Source organism: Escherichia marmotae, assembly GCF_002900365.1.
GTDB lineage: Bacteria > Pseudomonadota > Gammaproteobacteria > Enterobacterales > Enterobacteriaceae > Escherichia > Escherichia marmotae.
This window is the reverse complement of record NZ_CP025979.1, coordinates 732,406-750,854: the sequence shown is the minus strand read 5'-3', so window position 1 is coordinate 750,854 and position 18,449 is coordinate 732,406. Positions and strand designations below refer to the sequence as shown.

Here is an 18,449-nt window from a genome sequence, read left to right as displayed (position 1 = left end):
AAGTGTAACGGCAGAAGCAGTAGGAAAAATTCAGTTAACTCTGATATCGCGGGTTTGCGGGAAAAATTGCGCCCAATACCGTCGCCTCGCTTGCGCCAGTGACCGAGGGCAGATTGCCAGGCAGCCCCGCCAGCGTCCGCCAGGCAAGCCAGGCGAAGGCCAATGCTTCCATGTCATCACCGCTAATGCCGACAGCATCAGTGGTGGTCACTTCCGTTCCTGGCAGCAAGGCAGCAAGTCGCGTCATCACTAATGGATTACGGCTTCCGCCACCACATACCATCAAACGATCACAACCACCACTCAATAACACCTGTTCAGAAATGGTCACTGCTGTCAGTTCCACCAGCGTCGCCTGGACATCGCGCGCATCAACGCCCGGGAATTGACGCAGGTGACGCTCCAGCCAACCGTAGTTAAAGTATTCACGCCCGGTGCTTTTTGGCGCAGGCTGGGAAAAATACGCATCACTAAGCATATTTTGCAGCAGAGGGAGAATGACCCTGCCCGCGCGTGCCCATCCAGCGTCTTTATCGTAAGGTTTACCCGCCTGACGCCAGATCCACGCATCCATCAGCATGTTACCCGGTCCGGTATCGTAGCCACCCACCGGTTGCCCAGGAATGAGCAGTGACAAATTGGCAATACCACCAATGTTGAGCACCATACGCCGCTCAGTAGGATGAGCCAGCAATGCATGATGAAACGCTGGCACCAGCGGTGCGCCCTGTCCACCCAGGGCGATATCGCGACGGCGAAAATCCCCGACGACAGTAATTCCAGTGCGCGCCACAATTTGGTTGTTATCCCCAATCTGTAGAGTATGCGGCGCGACGCCCGTGGGTTCGTGCCATACAGTCTGACCGTGACAACCAATAGCAACGATATCTTTCGGCTGCAAATTTTCTTCTTTGAGCAATGCGTTAACGGCATCGGCAAACAGGCGACCAAGTTGAGTATCCAGTTGACCAAACTGCGAAAGTGTAAGCTGCTGCCCCTGGCAAATATCCAGCACCGCTTGTTTAAGTGATGGAGGGATCGGCCAACTCAAACTTGCCAACTGCGCCACCCTGTGTTCATCGATTGTCGCCAGCACAACATCGACACCATCCAGACTAGTGCCTGACATTACGCCAATAAAGCGGCCTGATTTCATAGTTCATCCTTTTTCAACCTGACGTTTGCGCTCCACTCAAACACAAACCTCTCGCGAATTCCATGCATGAGTGCCGATTTTTACCGTTGGTAGGAAAATATTATATTTATATCAATAACTACTATGAATGTTTTGTTTATACTTGGTTAACCGTATTCTAATTATGATTCCGTCATGTTTTAGTGGAACATGTAATCATAGTTATACCAATGCCATTTACTTTGGCCATGAGGGATGCTTGTGAGGCGTTTCATGGTAATCAGGAGATTTTTCAATGATTAAGCGCGTACTGGTTGTATCAATGGTCGGTCTGTCTCTTGTCGGTTGTGTCAACAACGATACCCTTTCTGGTGATGTCTATACCGCCTCTGAAGCGAAGCAAGTGCAGAATGTCAGCTATGGCACAATCGTTAATGTACGACAGGTACAAATTCAGGGCGGTGATGATTCCAACGTTATCGGCGCAATTGGCGGTGCGGTTCTCGGTGGCTTCCTTGGAAATACCGTTGGCGGCGGAACCGGGCGTTCTCTGGCTACCGCGGCAGGTGCTATCGCAGGCGGTGTAGCCGGTCAGGGCGTGCAGAGCGCAATAAACAAAACCCAGGGTGTGGAGTTGGAAATTCGTAAAGATGATGGCAACACCATCATGGTGGTACAGAAACAGGGCAATACCCACTTCTCTCCGGGACAACGTGTCATTCTGGCCAGCAACGGCAGCCAGGTGACTGTTTCCCCGCGCTAAACACGTTAACGTGTGGTCAGGTAACTGGCCACACGCCTCCTTCATTTCACCCTTTGGCCTGTAACTCTATGATGTTATGCTCAATTTTTACAATGAGCTTAATCAATTGTTCCAGCTCCTCTGCGGAAATCCCATGCAAAATTTCCGCCCGGGTTTTGTTAATCACAGCTTCCATTTCGCTAATCAGCGGCTCCGCCTTTTCCGTCAGTTTAATGCGTTTGGCCCGACGATCACTGGCACAAGTTTGACGCGAAATTAACCCTTTTTCTTCCAGTTGGTCCAACGTACGAACCAGTGAAGGCTGCTCAATGCCGATCGCTTTTGCCAGTTGAATTTGCGACTGGTCTGGAGGTAACTGATGGATATTGTGCAACGTTACCCAATGGGTTTGCGTTAACTCCAGCGGTTTCAGGCGATGGTCTATCAGAGCACGCCATATGCGCACCAACCGTGCCAGATCAGAACCTAGTGGCGATTCCAATTTCATCTCCTTATAATTAGCTTGCTAAGATATTATACAGCTTTTAGAATAGTGTGCAGCAATTGTATTGCTAAAACAAATGTATTGCTGCATTTGCTTACCATCAGACATGCTTTTCAGAAATAGCGAGTAACTTTCTCGCACATAAAGAATATTTATTAATCTAAAGCAATATATTCAGCCGTAAAGGAATCTATTTTGTGAAGTTTATGCATAGTGCAACAGGATTACCCTTACAAGATCTGGTGTTCGGTGCATCCATCTACTTTCCTCCGTTTTTCAAAGCGTTCGCGCTTGGATTTGTCATCTGGCTCGTTATACACCGCCTGCTTCGCGACAAAATCTACGCCGGAGACATCTGGCATCCCTTGTTAATGGATTTGTCGCTGTTTGCGATTTGCGTTTGCTTTGCCTTGGCAATACTGATTGCGTGGTAACTATGTCAATTAAAACCATTAAATATTTCTCAACAATTATTGTAGCGGTTTTTGCAGTTCTTGCCGGATGGTGGCTATGGAACTACTACATGCAGTCCCCCTGGACACGCGACGGAAAAATACGCGCAGAACAGGTTTCTATCACGCCACAGGTGTCTGGACGTATTGTTGAGCTGAATATAAAAGACAACCACTTGGTTAACGCGGGTGATATTCTGTTCTCTATCGATAAAACGCCCTTTCAGATTGCTGTGCTTAATGCCCAAGCTCAGTTGGCAAAAGCGCAATCTGACCTCGCCAAAGCCAATAATGAAGCTAACCGTCGCCGCCATCTCTCACAAAACTTTATCTCTGCCGAAGAGCTGGATACCGCTAACCTCAATGTTAAAGCGATGCAGGCAAGTGTCGATGCCGCACAAGCAACGCTGAAACAGGCACAATGGCAACTGGCGCAAACGGAAATTCGCGCCCCGGTGAGTGGATGGGTCACTAATCTCACCACCCGCATCGGTGACTACGCCGACACCGGAAAACCACTGTTTGCTCTGGTGGACAGCCACTCGTTTTACGCCATTGGTTATTTTGAAGAAACCAAATTGCGCCATATCCGGGGCGGTGCGCCAGCACAAATTACACTCTACAGCGACAATAAAACGTTACAGGGTCACGTTTCCAGTATTGGTCGGGCGATTTATGATCAGAGTGTGGAAAATGATTCCAGCCTGATTCCCGACGTTAAACCTAACGTTCCCTGGGTTCGTCTCGCCCAACGTGTTCCTGTTCGTTTTGCTCTCGATAACGTCCCCGGCGATGTCACGCTGGTATCCGGCACCACCTGTAGTATCGCTGTAGGCCCGTAATGAACGTACCGCCATGGTCGCTGCACAATTTCCCCTGGTTCAGAGCCACGCTGGCGCAATGGCGTTATGCGTTACGCAACACCATTGCCATGTGTCTGGCGCTGACGGTTGCCTATTATTTAAATCTTGATGAACCTTACTGGGCAATGACCTCGGCGGCGGTGTCATCAGCAAAAGCATGGGACGTATTGCTGGCAGTTTGCTCGGAGCTATCGCGGCACTGATTCTTGCCGGACATACTCTCAACGAGCCGTGGTTTTTTCTGTTGAGCATGTCTGCGTGGCTTGGCTTTTGTACCTGGGCCTGCGCGCATTTCACGAATAATGTGGCCTATGCATTTCAACTGGCGGGCTATACTGCGGCCATTATCGCCTTTCCGATGGTCAATATTACTGAAGCCAGCCAGCTATGGGATATCGCTCAGGCACGTGTTTGTGAAGTGATTGTCGGTATTCTTTGCGGCGGCATGATGATGATGATCCTGCCGAGCAGTTCTGATGCCACCGCTCTTTTAACCGCACTGAAAAACATGCATGCTCGTTTACTGGAACATGCCAGTTTGCTTTGGCAGCCCGAAACGACCGATGCCATTCGCACAGCACATGAATCGGTAATTGGGCAAATACTGACCATGAATTTGCTGCGTATTCAGGCGTTCTGGAGCCACTATCGTTTCCGCCAGCAAAATGCACGCCTGAATGCGCTACTCCACCAGCAATTACGTATGACCAGCGTCATCTCCAGCCTGCGACGTATGTTGCTCAACTGGCCCTCACCGCCCGGTGCCACACGGGAAATTATCGAACAGTTACTGACGGTGCTCGCCAACTCGCAAACAAATTTTTACACCGTTGCGCGCATTATTGCCCCGCTACGCCCAACCAACTTAGCCGACTACCGGCACGTCGCCTTCTGGCACCGATTACGTTATTTTTGCCACCTTTATCTGCAAAGTAGTCAGGAATTGCATCGCCTGGAAAGCAGCTCAGATGATCATACCAGGCTCCCTCGCGCATCTGGCCTGGCACGTCATACCGATAATGCCGAAGCTATGTGGAGCGGACTGCGTACATTTTGTACATTGATGATGATTGGCGCATGGAGTATTGCCTCGCAATGGGATGCTGGTGCCAATGCATTAACGCTGGCAGCAATTAGTTGCGTACTTTACTCCGCAGTCGCGGCACCGTTTAAGTCGTTGTCGCTACTGATGCGCACGCTGGTATTACTTTCGCTATTCAGTTTTGTGGTTAAGTTTGGCCTGATGGTTCAGATTAGCGATCTGTGGCAATTTTTGCTGTTTCTCTTCCCGCTACTGGCGACAATGCAGCTTCTTAAGTTGCAGATGCCAAAACTGGCCGCGCTGTGGGGACAACTGATTGTATTTATGGGGTCGTTTATCGCTGTCACTAATCCTCCGGTGTATGATTTTGCTGATTTTCTTAACGATAACCTGGCAAAAATCGTTGGCGTGGCGCTGGCATGGTTAGCATTCGCCATTTTGCGACCGGGGTCCGATGCCCGCAAAAGCCGCCGTCATATTCGCGCACTGCGACGGGATTTTGTCGATCAACTTAGCCGTCACCCAACCCTGAGTGAAAGCGAATTTGAATCGCTCACTTATCATCACGTCAGCCAGTTGAGTAACAGCCAGGACGCGCTGGCTCGCCGTTGGTTATTACGCTGGGGCGTGGTGCTGCTGAACTGTTCACATGTTGTCTGGCAATTGCGCGACTGGGAATCACGTTCCGATCCTTTATCGCAGGTGCGAGATAACTGTATTTCATTGTTGCGAGGAGTGATGAGCGAGCGTGGCGTGCAGCAAAAATCACTGGCGGCCACACTTGAAGAGTTACAGCGAATCTGCGACAGCCTTGCCCGCCATCATCAACCCGCTGCCCGTGAGCTGGCGGCGATTGTCTGGCGACTGTACTGCTCGCTTTCGCAACTTGAGCAGGCACCACCACAGGGTACGCTAGCCTCTTAATTAATAACACCACAGGCATAGCGTTCACCGCCGCCGCCCAGCGGTTTTGGTTGATCGGACATATTATCGCCGCCAACGTGGATCATCAGCGCCTTGTCTTTAACTTCGTCGAGTGATTTCAGACGAGGCGCAATGACGGCATCGGTTGCTTTACCGTCATTGTTGACCACCAGCGCAGGCAGATCGCCTAAATGCCCTGCACCTTCTGGCCCTTCATGTTTACCGGTATTTTTGGGATCAAGATGTCCGCCTGCAGATTGCGCCGCAGTAGCTTTGCCATCTTTCGTTGCTGGCTGGCAGCTTCCTTTGGCATGAACATGGAAGCCATGCTCACCGGGCGGTAATGCTTTCAGATCGGGCGAAAATTCCAGACCTTTATCGGTTTCAGTAATCGTTATGCTGCCAATTGACTGCCCAATCCCCTGTGATGTGACGAGGTTCATCTCGACTTTTTCACTGGCGGCTTGCGCGCCGGTCGCAACAACCAGCGTCAGAATAGCCAGACTAAAACGTTTCATAAGACCTCCGCTCAATGTGCATACCTGAATAAGTGTAAACCAGTGACACATATTTGAACGGAGGCGATTCCGAAAGTGCTTACGGGACGTCGTAACCTAATGCCGCTTTACGGATACGGAACCACTGCTGGCGTGTCATTTTCAGGGATTCCGCTTCAACGGCGGCACGCACACGCTCAATTTTACCGGAGCCAATAATCGGCAGCGGCTGCGATGGCAGACGCAATATCCAGGCATAAACCACCTGCTCGATAGAACCCGCGTTTAATTCTTCCGCCACCACAGCAAGTTCATCACGTAGCGGCCTGAAATAATCATCATTAAATAAACGGCCACCGCCAAGACAAGACCAGGCCATCGGGCGAATACGCAGTTGTTGTAGTTGATCGAGCGTACCATCCAGCAACAACGGCTGATGCACCGGAGAAATTTCCACCTGATTAGTGGCAAGAGTAAATGGCAAACGCGATTGCAGCAGGGCAAATTGCGCAGGCGTGAAGTTCGATACGCCAAAATGGCGCACTTTGCCGCTCTGATGCAAATGTTTAAACGCATCCGCCACTTCATCGGCATCCATTAACGGGTCGGGACGGTGGATTAACAGTAAATCCAGATGATCGGTCGCGAGATTAATTAGCGACTGTTCGGCACTTTTAATAATATGGTCGCGATCGGTGATGTAATGACCAATAACGTTTTCTTCACGCGCAGTCGTCGCGATGCCGCATTTGCTGACAATTTCCATCCGTTCACGCAAATGCGGTGCCAGTTTCAGCGCCTCGCCAAATGCCGCTTCGCACTGATAGCCGCCATAAATATCAGCGTGATCCACGGTGGTCACACCGAGATCCAGATGCTCTTCAATAAAACTAACTAACTGGCGTGCGGATATATTCCAGTCCATCAGTCGCCAGTAGCCCATCACAAAACGGGAAAACTCCGGGCCTTGCGGCGCAATAGTTATACGCTGAACCATAATCGCTTCCTCTTATCAGATATGAGAGGAGTATACGCAAGATTGCTCTCAAAAGAGTGATGGTTGCTCTAGTTCGTCTGATGACGTTGGCCTGTTCGCGCGTAATTTACGCATAAGTCGTTGTCGGCAAAGTCGCAGAACCTCCTGTTTTTCACCATCACTCATTTTATTCCAGTTAAAACGCTCATCCCGGCTACGAAAACAGCCACGGCAAAATCCGCGTTCGTCAGACTGGCAAATTCCCCGGCATGGGCTCTGGACGGGAAAGAACTCTAATTGCTCCGCCACCTCGCCCTCCTTATATAAGATTATTACCACTATTGAAGCTGTTAATGCCCAAAGTAGCAACTTTGCTTGCACTAGACCGACCGGTCTACTACACTCAAGCGCATGAACAAACATCCTGAACACGATACTCGCGAACACCTCCTGGCAACCGGAGAGCAACTCTGCCTGCAGCGTGGGTTTACCGGAATGGGGTTAAGCGAATTACTGAAGACCGCCGAAGTGCCAAAAGGGTCTTTCTACCACTACTTTCGTTCTAAAGAGGCGTTTGGTGTTGCCATGCTTGAACGCCATTACGCGGCATACCACCAACGACTGACGGAGTTGCTGCAATCTGGCGAGGGAAATTACCGCGACCGTATTCTGGCCTATTACCAGCAAACGCTGAACCAGTTCTGCCAGCATGGGACGATCAGCGGCTGTCTGACAGTAAAACTTTCTGCTGAAGTGTGCGACCTGTCAGAAGATATGCGCAGCGCGATGGATAAAGGTGCGCGCCAGGTAATCGCTCTGCTCGCCCAGGCGCTGGAAAATGGCCGCGATAGCCACTGTTTAACCTTTTGCGGAGAACCGCTGCAACAGGCGCAAGTTCTCTATGCGCTGTGGTTGGGGGCCAATCTGCAAGCCAAAATTTCGCGCAGCTCCGGGCCTCTGGAAAACGCGCTAACACATGTCAAAACCATTATTGCGACGCCTGCCGTTTAGCAGGCATTTTTTATTTTATCACCAGACGACCGGGAGTCTTTATGTCATCTGAAAAACTGTATTCCCCACTGAAAGTGGGCGCAATCACGGCGGCAAACCGTATCTTTATGGCTCCTCTGACGCGCCTGCGTAGCATTGAACCGGGTGATATCCCTACTCCGTTGATGGCGGAATATTATCGCCAACGCGCCAGTGCAGGTTTGATCATTAGCGAAGCCACCCAGGTTTCCGCCCAGGCAAAAGGGTATGCGGGCGCGCCAGGCATTCATAGTCCGGAGCAAATCGCCGCGTGGAAAAAAATTACCGCCGGTGTTCATGCTGAAAATGGTCATATCGCCGTGCAACTTTGGCACACGGGGCGCATTTCTCACGCCAGCCTGCAACCTGGTGGCCAGGCACCGGTAGCGCCTTCTGCACTTAGTGCGGGTACACGAACTTCTCTGCGCGATGAAAATGGTCAGGCGATCCGCGTCGAAACCACCATGCCGCGTGCGCTGGAGCTGGAAGAAATCCCGGGTATTGTCAACGATTTCCGCCAGGCTATCGCCAACGCCCGTGAAGCCGGTTTTGATCTGGTGGAACTCCACTCCGCTCACGGTTATTTACTGCATCAGTTCCTCTCTCCATCCTCCAACCATCGTACCGATCAGTACGGCGGCAGCGTGGAAAATCGCGCTCGTCTGGTGCTGGAAGTTGTTGATGCCGGGATTAAAGAATGGGGTGCCGATCGCATTGGTATTCGCGTTTCGCCAATTGGTACTTTCCAGAACACCGATAACGGCCCGAATGAAGAAGCCGATGCGCTGTATCTGATTGAACAACTGGGTAAACGCGGCATTGCTTATCTGCATATGTCCGAACCAGACTGGGCAGGCGGCAAACCATATACCGAGGCGTTCCGCGAAAAAGTACGCGCCCGTTTCCACGGCCCGATTATCGGGGCTGGTGCATATACGGTAGAAAAAGCAGAAACGCTGATCGGCAAAGGGTTAATTGATGCGGTGGCGTTTGGTCGTGACTGGATTGCAAACCCGGATCTGGTCGCTCGATTGCAGCGCAAAGCTGAGCTTAACCCACAGCGTGCCGAAAGTTTTTACGGCGGCGGTGCGGAAGGTTATACCGACTACCCTACGCTGTAATCCAACATTGCGAGCGGCGCAAAACCGCCGCTATACTAAAACAACATTTTGAATCTGTTAGCCATTTTGAGGATATAAAGATGCGTCTTCTTCACACCATGCTGCGCGTTGGCGATCTGCAACGCTCCATCGATTTTTATACCAACGTGCTGGGCATGAAACTGCTGCGTACCAGCGAAAATCCGGAATACAAATACTCGCTGGCGTTTGTTGGCTACGGCCCGGAAACAGAAGAAGCGGTAATTGAACTGACCTATAACTGGGGCGTGGATAAATACGAACTTGGCACCGCTTATGGTCACATCGCCCTTAGCGTCGATAACGCCGCAGAAGCTTGCGAAAAAATCCGTCAGAACGGCGGTAACGTTACCCGTGAAGCGGGTCCGGTAAAAGGCGGTACTACGGTTATCGCTTTTGTGGAAGATCCAGACGGTTACAAAATTGAATTGATTGAAGAGAAAGACGCCGGTCGCGGTCTGGGCAACTAATCTCCTGCCGGGCGTGAACTCATCGCGCCCGCATCTTTACTGCATCAGCGGGTAATATTTGTCATAATGCACGCTGCAATTTTTCCGTATTAAGAGAATCAGATGTCCGATAACGCTCAACTTACCGGTCTGTGCGACCGTTTTCGTGGTTTTTATCCTGTTGTGATCGATGTCGAAACCGCCGGATTTAACGCCAAAACCGATGCACTGCTTGAGATCGCCGCCATCACCCTGAAAATGGATGAACAAGGCTGGCTGATGCCGGACACCACATTACATTTTCACGTCGAGCCGTTTGTCGGCGCTAATTTGCAACCAGAAGCCCTCGCCTTCAATGGTATTGACCCGAACGATCCCGATCGCGGTGCAGTCAGCGAATATGAGGCGTTGCATGAGATTTTCAAAGTTGTCCGTAAAGGCATTAAAGCGAGCGGCTGTAACCGCGCCATTATGGTGGCGCACAATGCCAATTTCGACCACAGTTTTATGATGGCTGCCGCAGAACGCGCCTCACTGAAACGTAACCCGTTCCACCCTTTTGTCACTTTCGACACCGCGGCACTGGCCGGGCTGGCTCTCGGACAAACCGTATTATCAAAAGCCTGCCAGACCGCTGGCATGGATTTTGACAGCACCCAGGCGCATTCCGCGCTGTACGACACTGAACGCACCGCCGTGCTGTTTTGTGAAATCGTCAACCGCTGGAAACGACTGGGCGGCTGGCCGCTCCCTGCCGCTGAAGAGGTGTAATCGAATCGATGCCTGATGACATGTAATGACTCAGGCATCTATAGTGAGGCTATTCCACGAATCATGCATGATATTCACGGGGAATAGCGTTAATTGTTGTTCCGGGAAGTCGCCACCTGGTTCTCGAACGCTGTCACGATGAAATTGGCGACTGGCGTATTATTTTACACTCCCCTTATGGGCGACGAGTGCATGAACCGTGGGCGGGGGCGCTGGTAGTCATTGCTGGCGGAAAATTGTTGCTCTACCTGGCACAAGGCGGCAAGAAGATGCTGGTATGGCAAGAAAAAGATGAACTGCTCCCCCCAGAAGTATTCCACGCACTGGCAACCGCACTACGCCGCGAACCACGGCTACGCTTTACATTGACAGAAGTGAATGATCAACCGGAACGGCAAACGCCGATGTTTACGCTGCTGCGTGAGGCGGAATTTTCCAGTTCGCCACAAGGGCTGGATTGGGGATAAAAAACACTGACGGATGCCCGTTAGCCTCCGTCAGTATTGCGGGACGGATTATTCCGCGTCCGGCTCTTCAGACTTGTATTTAGCGGCGGTTTCTTTGATTAGCTGCTGCAGTTCGCCACGCTGATACATTTCGATCACGATATCACAGCCACCTACCAGCTCGCCGTCCACCCACAACTGTGGGAAAGTCGGCCAGTTAGCGTATTTCGGCAGTTCCGCGCGAATGTCCGGATTCTGCAGGATATCAACGTAGGCAAAACGTTCGCCACATGCGGCAAGCGCCTGAACTGCCTGGGCAGAAAAACCGCAGCTTGGCAGTTTCGGTGAACCTTTCATGTACAGCAGGATCGGATTTTCAGCAATCTGGCGTTGGATTTTTTCGATAGTGGTGCTCATTGTCTTGCTTCCTCAAACTTCTTTACGGCAGTAATCTGACATTGTAGCGGGTCAGTGCGGCAACGGAAAATAACATTTTCATCACGCTTTTGCTATTTTATCCCTTTGCTCTATTTGTTGCATTTCAAATATTCGTTTCTTCGCTGTTGCGCTGCAAACTGGCGTATTTATGACCATTTCCAGCTTTCACTGCTGCATTTTTTTACGCTCACCGACGAAATATATTTTTTAACAATAAAAGCTATTAACTTTCTCTTCTTCTATGCATTAGAATCATCAAGTTTTGTAAATCAGACGCAGGCATGATAGACCTGCCTTAACAGAGGGACGCTCAGTGGCGCGGATAAACCGTATTTCGATCACGCTCTGTGCTTTACTTTTTACCACCCTGCCTTTAACGCCTATGGCCCATGCTTCAAAGCAAGCCAGGGAGAGTTCTGCTACTACTCACATCACCAAAAAAGCAGATAAAAAGAAAAGCACGGCAACCACCAAAAAGACCAATAAAGCCAGCCAGAAAACAGCGAAAAAAGCCGCCAGTAAAAGTACCACTAAAAGTAGAACTGCTTCTTCCGTAAAAAAATCCTCCATTACCGCTTCTAAAAACGCCAAAAACCGCAGCAAACAAGTTGTGAATAAAACAGCGGCAGCCAGCTTTACGGAAAAGTGCACTAAACGTAAGGGTTATAAAACACATTGCGTGAAAGTTAAAAATGCCGCACCAGGAACCCTCGCTGACGCACATAAAGCCAAAGTACAGAAAGCCACTACCGTGGCAATGAATAAACTGATGCAACAAATTGGCAAGCCATATCGCTGGGGCGGCAGCTCACCGCGTACCGGTTTCGATTGTAGCGGGCTGGTTTATTACGCCTATAAAGATCTGGTGAAGATCCGTATTCCACGTACAGCTAACGAAATGTATCACCTGCGTGACGCCGCACCGATCGATCGCAGTGAATTGAAAAATGGCGACCTGGTCTTCTTCCGCACTCAGGGTCGCGGAACCGCCGATCACGTTGGCGTGTATGTTGGCAACGGCAAATTTATTCAGTCTCCGCGCAGTGGACAGGAAATTAAAATCACTTCTTTAAGCGAAGATTACTGGCAGCGCCACTATGTAGGTGCTCGTCGGGTAATGACCCCAAAAACACTTCGCTAAAACTTTACCCTGTTGTTACAGCAACAGGGTAAGTTCATCTTTTGTCTCACCTTTTATTTTGCTACCCTATCCTCACGCACAATAAGGCTATTGTACGTATGCCAATTAATAATAAAGGAGAGTAGCAATGTCATTTGAATTACCTGCACTACCATATGCTAAAGATGCTCTGGCACCGCACATTTCTGCGGAAACTATCGAGTATCACTACGGCAAACATCATCAAACTTATGTCACTAACCTGAACAACCTGATCAAAGGTACTGCGTTTGAAGGTAAATCACTGGAAGAGATTATTCGTAGCTCTGAAGGTGGCGTATTCAACAACGCTGCTCAGGTCTGGAACCATACTTTCTACTGGAACTGCCTGGCACCGAACGCCGGTGGCGAACCGACTGGTGAACTGGCTGACGCTATCGCCGCTTCTTTTGGTAGCTTTGCCGATTTTAAAGCGCAGTTTACTGATGCTGCGATCAAAAACTTTGGTTCTGGCTGGACCTGGCTGGTGAAAAACAGCGATGGCAAACTGGCTATCGTTTCTACTTCTAATGCCGGTACTCCGCTGACCACCGATGCGACCCCGCTGCTGACCGTTGATGTCTGGGAACACGCTTACTACATCGACTATCGCAATGCGCGTCCTGGCTACCTGGAACACTTCTGGGCGCTGGTGAACTGGGAGTTCGTGGCGAAAAATCTCGCTGCATAATAACTGATGGCAAATGCAACATTGCCTGATGCGTTACGCTTATCAGACCTACGCGGATGAGGCGTTAACACCACATCTGGCAAGATAAATCGCACTTTGCCTGCAAACTGTAACGCAGAAGGTTATCCTTCTGCGTTTTTGTTTTATTAGCTGTTGGCAACGCAAACTGCTTCAGGTTGTTTTCTGGCTGACATAAACACCAACAATAATGCCAGTCCCGCGACAATCGCCCCCATCACCGGCACAAAACTGTACCCCAGACCACCGGAAATCACCGCACCACCAGCAGCCGCTCCCAATGCATTTCCAAGGTTAAAGGCACCAATATTCACCGATGATGACAGACCCGGTGCTTCGCTGGCGACTCGCATCACTCGCATCTGCAAGGGCGGTACGACCGCAAAGGTTGCCGCGCCCCACACTACCATGCTGATTGCCGCACCGAACTCATTACGGGCCAGGAACGGGATTGCCAGCATAATCACCATCAGCAGCAACAAAAATCCCTTCAGCGTGCCGTTGACCGAACGATCTGCCAGTTTACCGCCGAGATAGTTACCGATAGAGAATCCGACACCAATCAGCACCAGCATGGCTGTAACAAACACCGGCGTCGCGTGGGTGATACTTTGCAGCACCGGAGAAATATAAGTGTAGAGCGTAAACATTGCGCCAGCCCCCAACACCGTCGTCAGTAAAGCCGATAACACCTGCGGACGCAGCAGCACCGCCAGCTCTTTTTTCACTTCTGGTCGCGCCCCTGCGCCACCTTTCGGTAAAGAGAAGTACAGGCTAATCATCGAAATCACGCCCAACCCCGCCGTTGCCAGGAACGACATTCGCCAGCCAATAGTTTCACCCAACCAGGTCGCCGCCGGAACACCGCCGATATTCGCCAAAGTTAAGCCCATAAACATGGTCGCAACTGCGCTGGCCTGTTTATGTTTTGGCACAACGCTTGCGGCCACAACTGACCCCAGGCCAAAAAATGCACCGTGATTCAGACTGGTCAAAATACGTGAAAGCAGCAGTGTCATGTAATCCGGGGCAATGGCAGAAAGTACATTACCAAGGGTAAAAATCGCCATCAGGAAAATCAGCGCGCTGCGGCGGGCACGATGAGAAAGTAATAATGTCATCAGCGGCGCGCCAACCATCACACCAACCGCATAGGCACTGATTAACATTCCGGCAGCAGGGATCGAGACATCCACACCGCGCGCAATGACGGGCAACAGGCCCATTGGCGAGAACTCCGTTGTCCCGATACCAAACGCGCCAATCGCCAGCGCCAGCAACGGATAGTTAATTTTCATGCCTAATCTCCACCTCTTCGCGTCATCACGCGATGTTCATCAAAGTGGCGAAAGCATGACATCAATCACAAAAGAATGAAAATAACAAAAAGAGAAAACACTTTTGCCATTTTGCTAACAAAGAGGAGAGAGATGCGAGGGAGAACGCGCTCCCTCGAGGGGAAATCAGTGCAGCGCGGCAGTCAAACCCACTGCCACGATCAAACCAAGAACGATAATGGTTGTTACCAATGAAAATTTAAGGTCGATGCTCATCAAGTTTTCTCCTTTTTTATTACCACACAAAAAATGATATTACTCATTTTTACACAGTGTGATGAAAAAATCTCCCGGCATTTATAATGATAAGTGTTTTTACTACTTCCCCTTTTCATCAAGATCGGCCAAAATTCCACGCTTACACTATTTGCGTACTGGCCATTGACCCCTTCCTGACGCTCCGTGTCATTTTTCCGGCGTACCGCAACACTTTCGTTGTGCGTAAGGTGTGTAAAGGCAAACGTTTACCTTGCGATTTTGCAGGAGCTGAAGTTAGGGTCTGGAGTGAAATGGAATGGCAACAATAAAAGATGTAGCGAAACGAGCAAACGTTTCCACTACAACTGTGTCACACGTTATAAACAAAACGCGTTTTGTCGCGGAAGAGACTCGTAACGCTGTGTGGGCAGCGATTAAAGAATTACACTACTCTCCTAGCGCGGTGGCGCGTAGCCTGAAGGTTAACCACACCAAGTCTATCGGTTTGCTGGCGACCAGCAGCGAAGCGGCCTATTTTGCCGAGATCATTGAAGCGGTAGAAAAAAATTGCTTCCAGAAAGGCTACACACTGATTCTGGGCAATGCGTGGAACAATCTTGAGAAACAGCGGGCCTATCTGTCGATGATGGCGCAAAAACGCGTCGATGGCCTGCTGGTCATGTGTTCTGAGTATCCGGAACCATTGCTGGCGATGCTGGAAGAGTATCGCCATATCCCGATGGTGGTGATGGACTGGGGCGAAGCAAAAGCGGACTTTACCGATGCAGTTATCGATAACGCTTTTGAAGGCGGCTACATGGCCGGGCGCTATCTGATTGAACGCGGTCATCGCGAAATTGGCGTTATTCCTGGTCCGCTGGAGCGCAACACCGGCGCTGGCCGTCTGGCGGGTTTTATGAAAGCGATGGAAGAAGCCATGATCAAGGTGCCGGAAAACTGGATTGTGCAGGGTGACTTTGAGCCTGAATCGGGTTATCGCGCCATGCAGCAAATCCTGTCGCAACCGCACCGCCCTACTGCTGTCTTCTGTGGCGGCGATATCATGGCTATGGGCGCACTTTGCGCCGCTGATGAAATGGGTCTGCGCGTACCGCAAGATATTTCGCTGATCGGTTATGATAACGTGCGCAACGCCCGTTATTTTACTCCGGCGCTGACGACTATCCATCAGCCAAAAGATTCGCTGGGCGAAACGGCGTTCAACATGCTGTTGGATCGTATCGTCAACAAACGCGAAGAACCGCAGTCAATTGAAGTTCATCCGCGGCTTATTGAACGCCGCTCCGTGGCTGACGGTCCGTTCCGCGACTATCGTCGTTAATCATCCGTTGCGGGAGTCTCTTCCGGCTCCCGCAGCCATTCCTTATTCAGCGTCTCGCTATCACCGAGATACTCCAGCAGCCAGGTTAACGCAGGCGACATATCATTCTGCTGCCAGGTCAGACAACATGCCGAATCAGGGAATGGATTTTCCAGTTCTAATGCTACCCACTTCCCCTCGTTCAGCCACGGTTTAGCGAAATGGGTCGGCACCATGCCAATGCATAACCCGGCCGAGATACAGGTTGCCGATGATTCCCAGTCCGGGACAACCAGGCGCTTTTGGTTATCGAGCAGCCAGGTAATACGTTTGGGCAGCGTCCGTGACGTGTCTTCGCGCACCAGTGACGGCCAGTTGCGCAACGTATCATCGCTGAACGGCCCATTCATCGACGCAAGCGGATGGTGGCGGGCAACAACACAACTCCAGCTCAACATTCCCATATCACGGAAGGCGTAACGCCCACCTACCGGAATCGCCCGTGTCGCACCAATCGCCAGTTCCACACGTCCGTCGGAAAGCGCATCCCAGACACCGTTAAACACCTCCTGAAAAACCAGAAGTTCGACGTCATCAAAATGGCGATAGAAATCAACAATCATCTGCCGCGTGCGTTCTGGCCTGACAATATTATCTACCGCGATGGCTAACTGACCGCGCCAACCGTTCGCTATCTGCTGACATTGCTGGCGAGTGATCTGCATTTTTTTGACAACAGAACGCCCTTCTTTGAGAAACCACGCCCCGGCAGCGGTCAGTTCCACGTCACGATGACGCCTTTCAAAAAGCGGCACTGCCAGCCACTCTTCCAACTGACGAACGGTATAGCTGACCGCAGAAGGAACGCGATGCAACTCCTGGGCCGCGGCGCTAAAACTACCATTACGCGCCACCGCATCAACCACTTCGAGAGAATACTCAGACCACATAGTTTGCCTGCAAAATTTTTGAAACCAGTCATCAAATATTACCGTTTCACAACACGAATTTCACTCCCTACACTTTGCGACGGTGTTTAATTGAGAGATTTAGAGAATATACATGCAACCTGGGAAAAGATTTTTAGTCTGGCTGGCGGGTTTGAGCGTACTCGGTTTTCTGGCAACCGATATGTATCTGCCTGCTTTCGCCGCCATTCAGGCCGATCTGCAAACGCCTGCGTCTGCTGTCAGTGCCAGCCTTAGTCTGTTCCTTGCCGGTTTTGCCGCAGCCCAGCTCTTGTGGGGGCCGCTCTCCGACCGATATGGTCGTAAACCGGTGTTATTGATCGGCCTGACAATTTTTGCTCTGGGTAGTCTGGGGATGTTATGGGTGGAAAACGCCGTCACTCTGCTGGTATTGCGGTTCGTGCAAGCTGTGGGGGTCTGCGCCGCGGCAGTTATCTGGCAGGCGTTGGTGACGGACTACTACCCTTCACAAAAAGTGAATCGTATTTTCGCCACTATCATGCCGTTAGTGGGGCTGTCTCCGGCGCTTGCTCCTCTTTTAGGTAGCTGGCTGCTGGTCCATTTTTCCTGGCAGGCGATTTTCGCCACCCTGTTTGCCATTACCGTAGTACTGATTCTGCCCATTTTCTGGCTTAAACCCACGACTAAAACACGTAATGATAGCCAGGATGGTCTGACCTTTACCGATCTGCTGCGTTCAAAAATCTATCGCGGAAACGTACTGATTTATGCTGCCTGTTCAGCCAGTTTCTTTGCCTGGCTGACCGGTTCTCCGTTCATCCTTAGCGAAATGGGTTACAGCCCGGCCGTCATTGGTTTAAGTTATGTCCCGCAAACTATTGCGTTTCTGATTGGTGGTTATGGCTGTCGCGCCGCGTTGCAGAAATGGCAAGGTAAGCAGTTGTTGCCGTGGCTACTGATGCTGTTTGCTATCAGCGTCGTGGCAACCTGGGCGGCAGGATTCATTAGCCATGTTTCACTGGTCGAAATTCTGGTCCCATTCTGTGTGATGGCGATTGCCAACGGCGCAATCTACCCGATTGTTGTCGCACAGGCGTTGCGGCCCTTCCCACATGCAACCGGACGCGCCGCAGCCTTGCAGAACACTCTGCAACTGGGACTGTGCTTCCTCGCAAGCCTGGTGGTTTCCTGGCTTATCAGCGTTAGCACACCTCTGTTCACCACCACTAGCGTGATGTTATCAACTGTGGTGCTGGCCGCTCTGGGTTACATGATGCAACGTTGTAAAGAACGAGACTGCCAGAATCAAAGCAATGCCGAAGTCGCTCATAGTGAATCGCATTGATATATATCGATATCTTTATACTTAGGCCGCTAACAAAATTTTG

20 protein-coding genes and 3 pseudogenes are annotated in these 18,449 nt (G+C 50.8%); 14 read left to right on the top strand and 9 right to left on the bottom strand.

Going from position 1 to position 18,449, the window contains the following annotated elements; genetic code table 11:
* Positions 1–34 precede the first annotated feature (34 nt).
* Positions 35–1,156 (bottom strand): anhydro-N-acetylmuramic acid kinase, encoded by a 1,122-nt coding sequence (gene anmK / locus C1192_RS04045; RefSeq protein WP_038354313.1) that lies wholly within the window; start codon positions 1,154–1,156, stop codon positions 35–37.
* A gap of 274 nt (positions 1,157–1,430) precedes the next feature.
* Between anmK and slyB the strand changes: the two genes are divergently transcribed.
* Positions 1,431–1,898 (top strand): outer membrane lipoprotein SlyB, encoded by a 468-nt coding sequence (slyB, locus tag C1192_RS04040; RefSeq protein WP_000597202.1) that lies wholly within the window; start codon positions 1,431–1,433, stop codon positions 1,896–1,898.
* A gap of 46 nt (positions 1,899–1,944) precedes the next feature.
* Here slyB and slyA read toward each other — a convergent pair whose 3' ends face one another.
* Positions 1,945–2,379 carry a transcriptional regulator SlyA gene (gene slyA / locus C1192_RS04035; RefSeq protein ID WP_001516330.1) on the bottom strand — a complete coding sequence of 145 codons (435 nt, stop codon included), beginning with the start codon at positions 2,377–2,379 and terminating at the stop codon, positions 1,945–1,947.
* A gap of 200 nt (positions 2,380–2,579) precedes the next feature.
* Here slyA and C1192_RS04030 point away from each other — a divergent pair, with 200 nt between their 5' ends.
* The 3 genes and pseudogenes from C1192_RS04030 (at position 2,580) to C1192_RS04020 (ending at position 5,663) form a co-directional block, all read left to right on the top strand.
* Positions 2,580–2,816 (top strand): DUF1656 domain-containing protein, encoded by a 237-nt coding sequence (locus C1192_RS04030; RefSeq protein ID WP_000670973.1) that lies wholly within the window; start codon positions 2,580–2,582, stop codon positions 2,814–2,816.
* Positions 2,817–2,818: 2 nt separating this feature from the next.
* Positions 2,819–3,676, top strand: a complete 858-nt coding sequence (locus tag C1192_RS04025) for an efflux RND transporter periplasmic adaptor subunit (RefSeq protein WP_038354312.1) — start codon at positions 2,819–2,821, stop codon at positions 3,674–3,676.
* Positions 3,676–5,663 (top strand): annotated as a pseudogene (locus C1192_RS04020) (FUSC family protein). Before C1192_RS04025 ends, C1192_RS04020 begins: the two are co-directional and overlap by 1 nt.
* Here C1192_RS04020 and sodC read toward each other — a convergent pair.
* From sodC to C1192_RS04005, 3 genes are all read right to left on the bottom strand, one after another.
* Entirely contained in the window at positions 5,660–6,181 is a 522-nt protein-coding gene (gene sodC / locus C1192_RS04015; protein WP_000819798.1) for a superoxide dismutase [Cu-Zn] SodC, read from the bottom strand. The pseudogene C1192_RS04020 and the gene sodC sit on opposite strands and share 4 nt — an antisense overlap.
* A gap of 79 nt (positions 6,182–6,260) precedes the next feature.
* The gene (locus tag C1192_RS04010; protein WP_038354311.1) at positions 6,261–7,157 is read right to left on the bottom strand and encodes an aldo/keto reductase; all 897 of its coding nucleotides are present in this window, start codon (positions 7,155–7,157) and stop codon (positions 6,261–6,263) included.
* Between the two features lie 48 nt (positions 7,158–7,205).
* Positions 7,206–7,445 (bottom strand): DUF1289 domain-containing protein, encoded by a 240-nt coding sequence (locus tag C1192_RS04005; RefSeq protein WP_038354338.1) that lies wholly within the window; start codon positions 7,443–7,445, stop codon positions 7,206–7,208.
* A gap of 102 nt (positions 7,446–7,547) precedes the next feature.
* Here C1192_RS04005 and nemR point away from each other — a divergent pair, with 102 nt between their 5' ends.
* From nemR to C1192_RS03980, 6 genes and pseudogenes are all read left to right on the top strand, one after another.
* Positions 7,548–8,147 carry a DNA-binding transcriptional regulator NemR gene (gene nemR, locus C1192_RS04000; protein ID WP_001032896.1) on the top strand — a complete coding sequence of 200 codons (600 nt, stop codon included), beginning with the start codon at positions 7,548–7,550 and terminating at the stop codon, positions 8,145–8,147.
* Positions 8,148–8,188: 41 nt separating this feature from the next.
* Positions 8,189–9,286, top strand: coding sequence for an N-ethylmaleimide reductase (nemA, locus tag C1192_RS03995; RefSeq protein WP_000093624.1), 1,098 nt, complete (start codon positions 8,189–8,191; stop codon positions 9,284–9,286).
* 80 nt (positions 9,287–9,366) lie between these two features.
* Positions 9,367–9,774, top strand: a complete 408-nt coding sequence (gene gloA / locus C1192_RS03990) for a lactoylglutathione lyase (protein WP_001237802.1) — start codon at positions 9,367–9,369, stop codon at positions 9,772–9,774.
* 102 nt (positions 9,775–9,876) lie between these two features.
* Complete coding sequence (gene rnt / locus C1192_RS03985; protein ID WP_001282288.1) at positions 9,877–10,524, top strand: ribonuclease T; 648 nt, start codon at positions 9,877–9,879, stop codon at positions 10,522–10,524.
* 83 nt (positions 10,525–10,607) lie between these two features.
* Positions 10,608–10,688, top strand: a pseudogene (locus C1192_RS26020) (hypothetical protein); the annotation flags it as partial.
* A 39-nt stretch (positions 10,689–10,727) separates the two neighbouring features.
* Positions 10,728–10,991, top strand: a pseudogene (locus C1192_RS03980) (ATP-dependent helicase); the annotation flags it as partial.
* Between the two features lie 48 nt (positions 10,992–11,039).
* On the opposite strand, the gene grxD reads toward C1192_RS03980, so the two are convergent.
* Positions 11,040–11,387, bottom strand: a complete 348-nt coding sequence (grxD, locus tag C1192_RS03975) for a monothiol glutaredoxin 4 (RefSeq protein WP_000108172.1) — start codon at positions 11,385–11,387, stop codon at positions 11,040–11,042.
* A gap of 334 nt (positions 11,388–11,721) precedes the next feature.
* Between grxD and mepH the strand changes: the two genes are divergently transcribed.
* The gene (gene mepH / locus C1192_RS03970) at positions 11,722–12,549 is read left to right on the top strand and encodes a peptidoglycan DD-endopeptidase MepH (RefSeq protein ID WP_038354310.1); all 828 of its coding nucleotides are present in this window, start codon (positions 11,722–11,724) and stop codon (positions 12,547–12,549) included.
* Between the two features lie 127 nt (positions 12,550–12,676).
* A complete protein-coding gene (sodB, locus tag C1192_RS03965) occupies positions 12,677–13,258 on the top strand; it encodes a superoxide dismutase [Fe] (RefSeq protein ID WP_000007276.1) in 582 nt (193 codons plus the stop codon).
* A 146-nt stretch (positions 13,259–13,404) separates the two neighbouring features.
* Here sodB and C1192_RS03960 read toward each other — a convergent pair whose 3' ends face one another.
* The gene (locus C1192_RS03960) at positions 13,405–14,574 is read right to left on the bottom strand and encodes an MFS transporter (protein WP_000701022.1); all 1,170 of its coding nucleotides are present in this window, start codon (positions 14,572–14,574) and stop codon (positions 13,405–13,407) included.
* Positions 14,575–14,739: 165 nt separating this feature from the next.
* On the bottom strand, positions 14,740–14,829 hold the full coding sequence (gene cydH, locus C1192_RS03955; RefSeq protein ID WP_052462981.1) for a cytochrome bd-I accessory subunit CydH: 90 nt from the start codon (positions 14,827–14,829) through the stop codon (positions 14,740–14,742).
* A 298-nt stretch (positions 14,830–15,127) separates the two neighbouring features.
* Between cydH and purR the strand changes: the two genes are divergently transcribed.
* A complete protein-coding gene (purR, locus tag C1192_RS03945; protein WP_000190977.1) occupies positions 15,128–16,153 on the top strand; it encodes an HTH-type transcriptional repressor PurR in 1,026 nt (341 codons plus the stop codon).
* On the opposite strand, the gene punR is transcribed toward purR, so the two are convergent.
* Positions 16,150–17,082, bottom strand: a complete 933-nt coding sequence (punR, locus tag C1192_RS03940) for a DNA-binding transcriptional activator PunR (protein WP_000269487.1) — start codon at positions 17,080–17,082, stop codon at positions 16,150–16,152. The genes purR and punR overlap by 4 nt on opposite strands.
* Positions 17,083–17,194: 112 nt before the next feature.
* Here punR and punC point away from each other — a divergent pair, with 112 nt between their 5' ends.
* The gene (punC, locus tag C1192_RS03935) at positions 17,195–18,406 is read left to right on the top strand and encodes a purine nucleoside transporter PunC (protein WP_038354309.1); all 1,212 of its coding nucleotides are present in this window, start codon (positions 17,195–17,197) and stop codon (positions 18,404–18,406) included.
* Positions 18,407–18,449 lie beyond the last annotated feature (43 nt).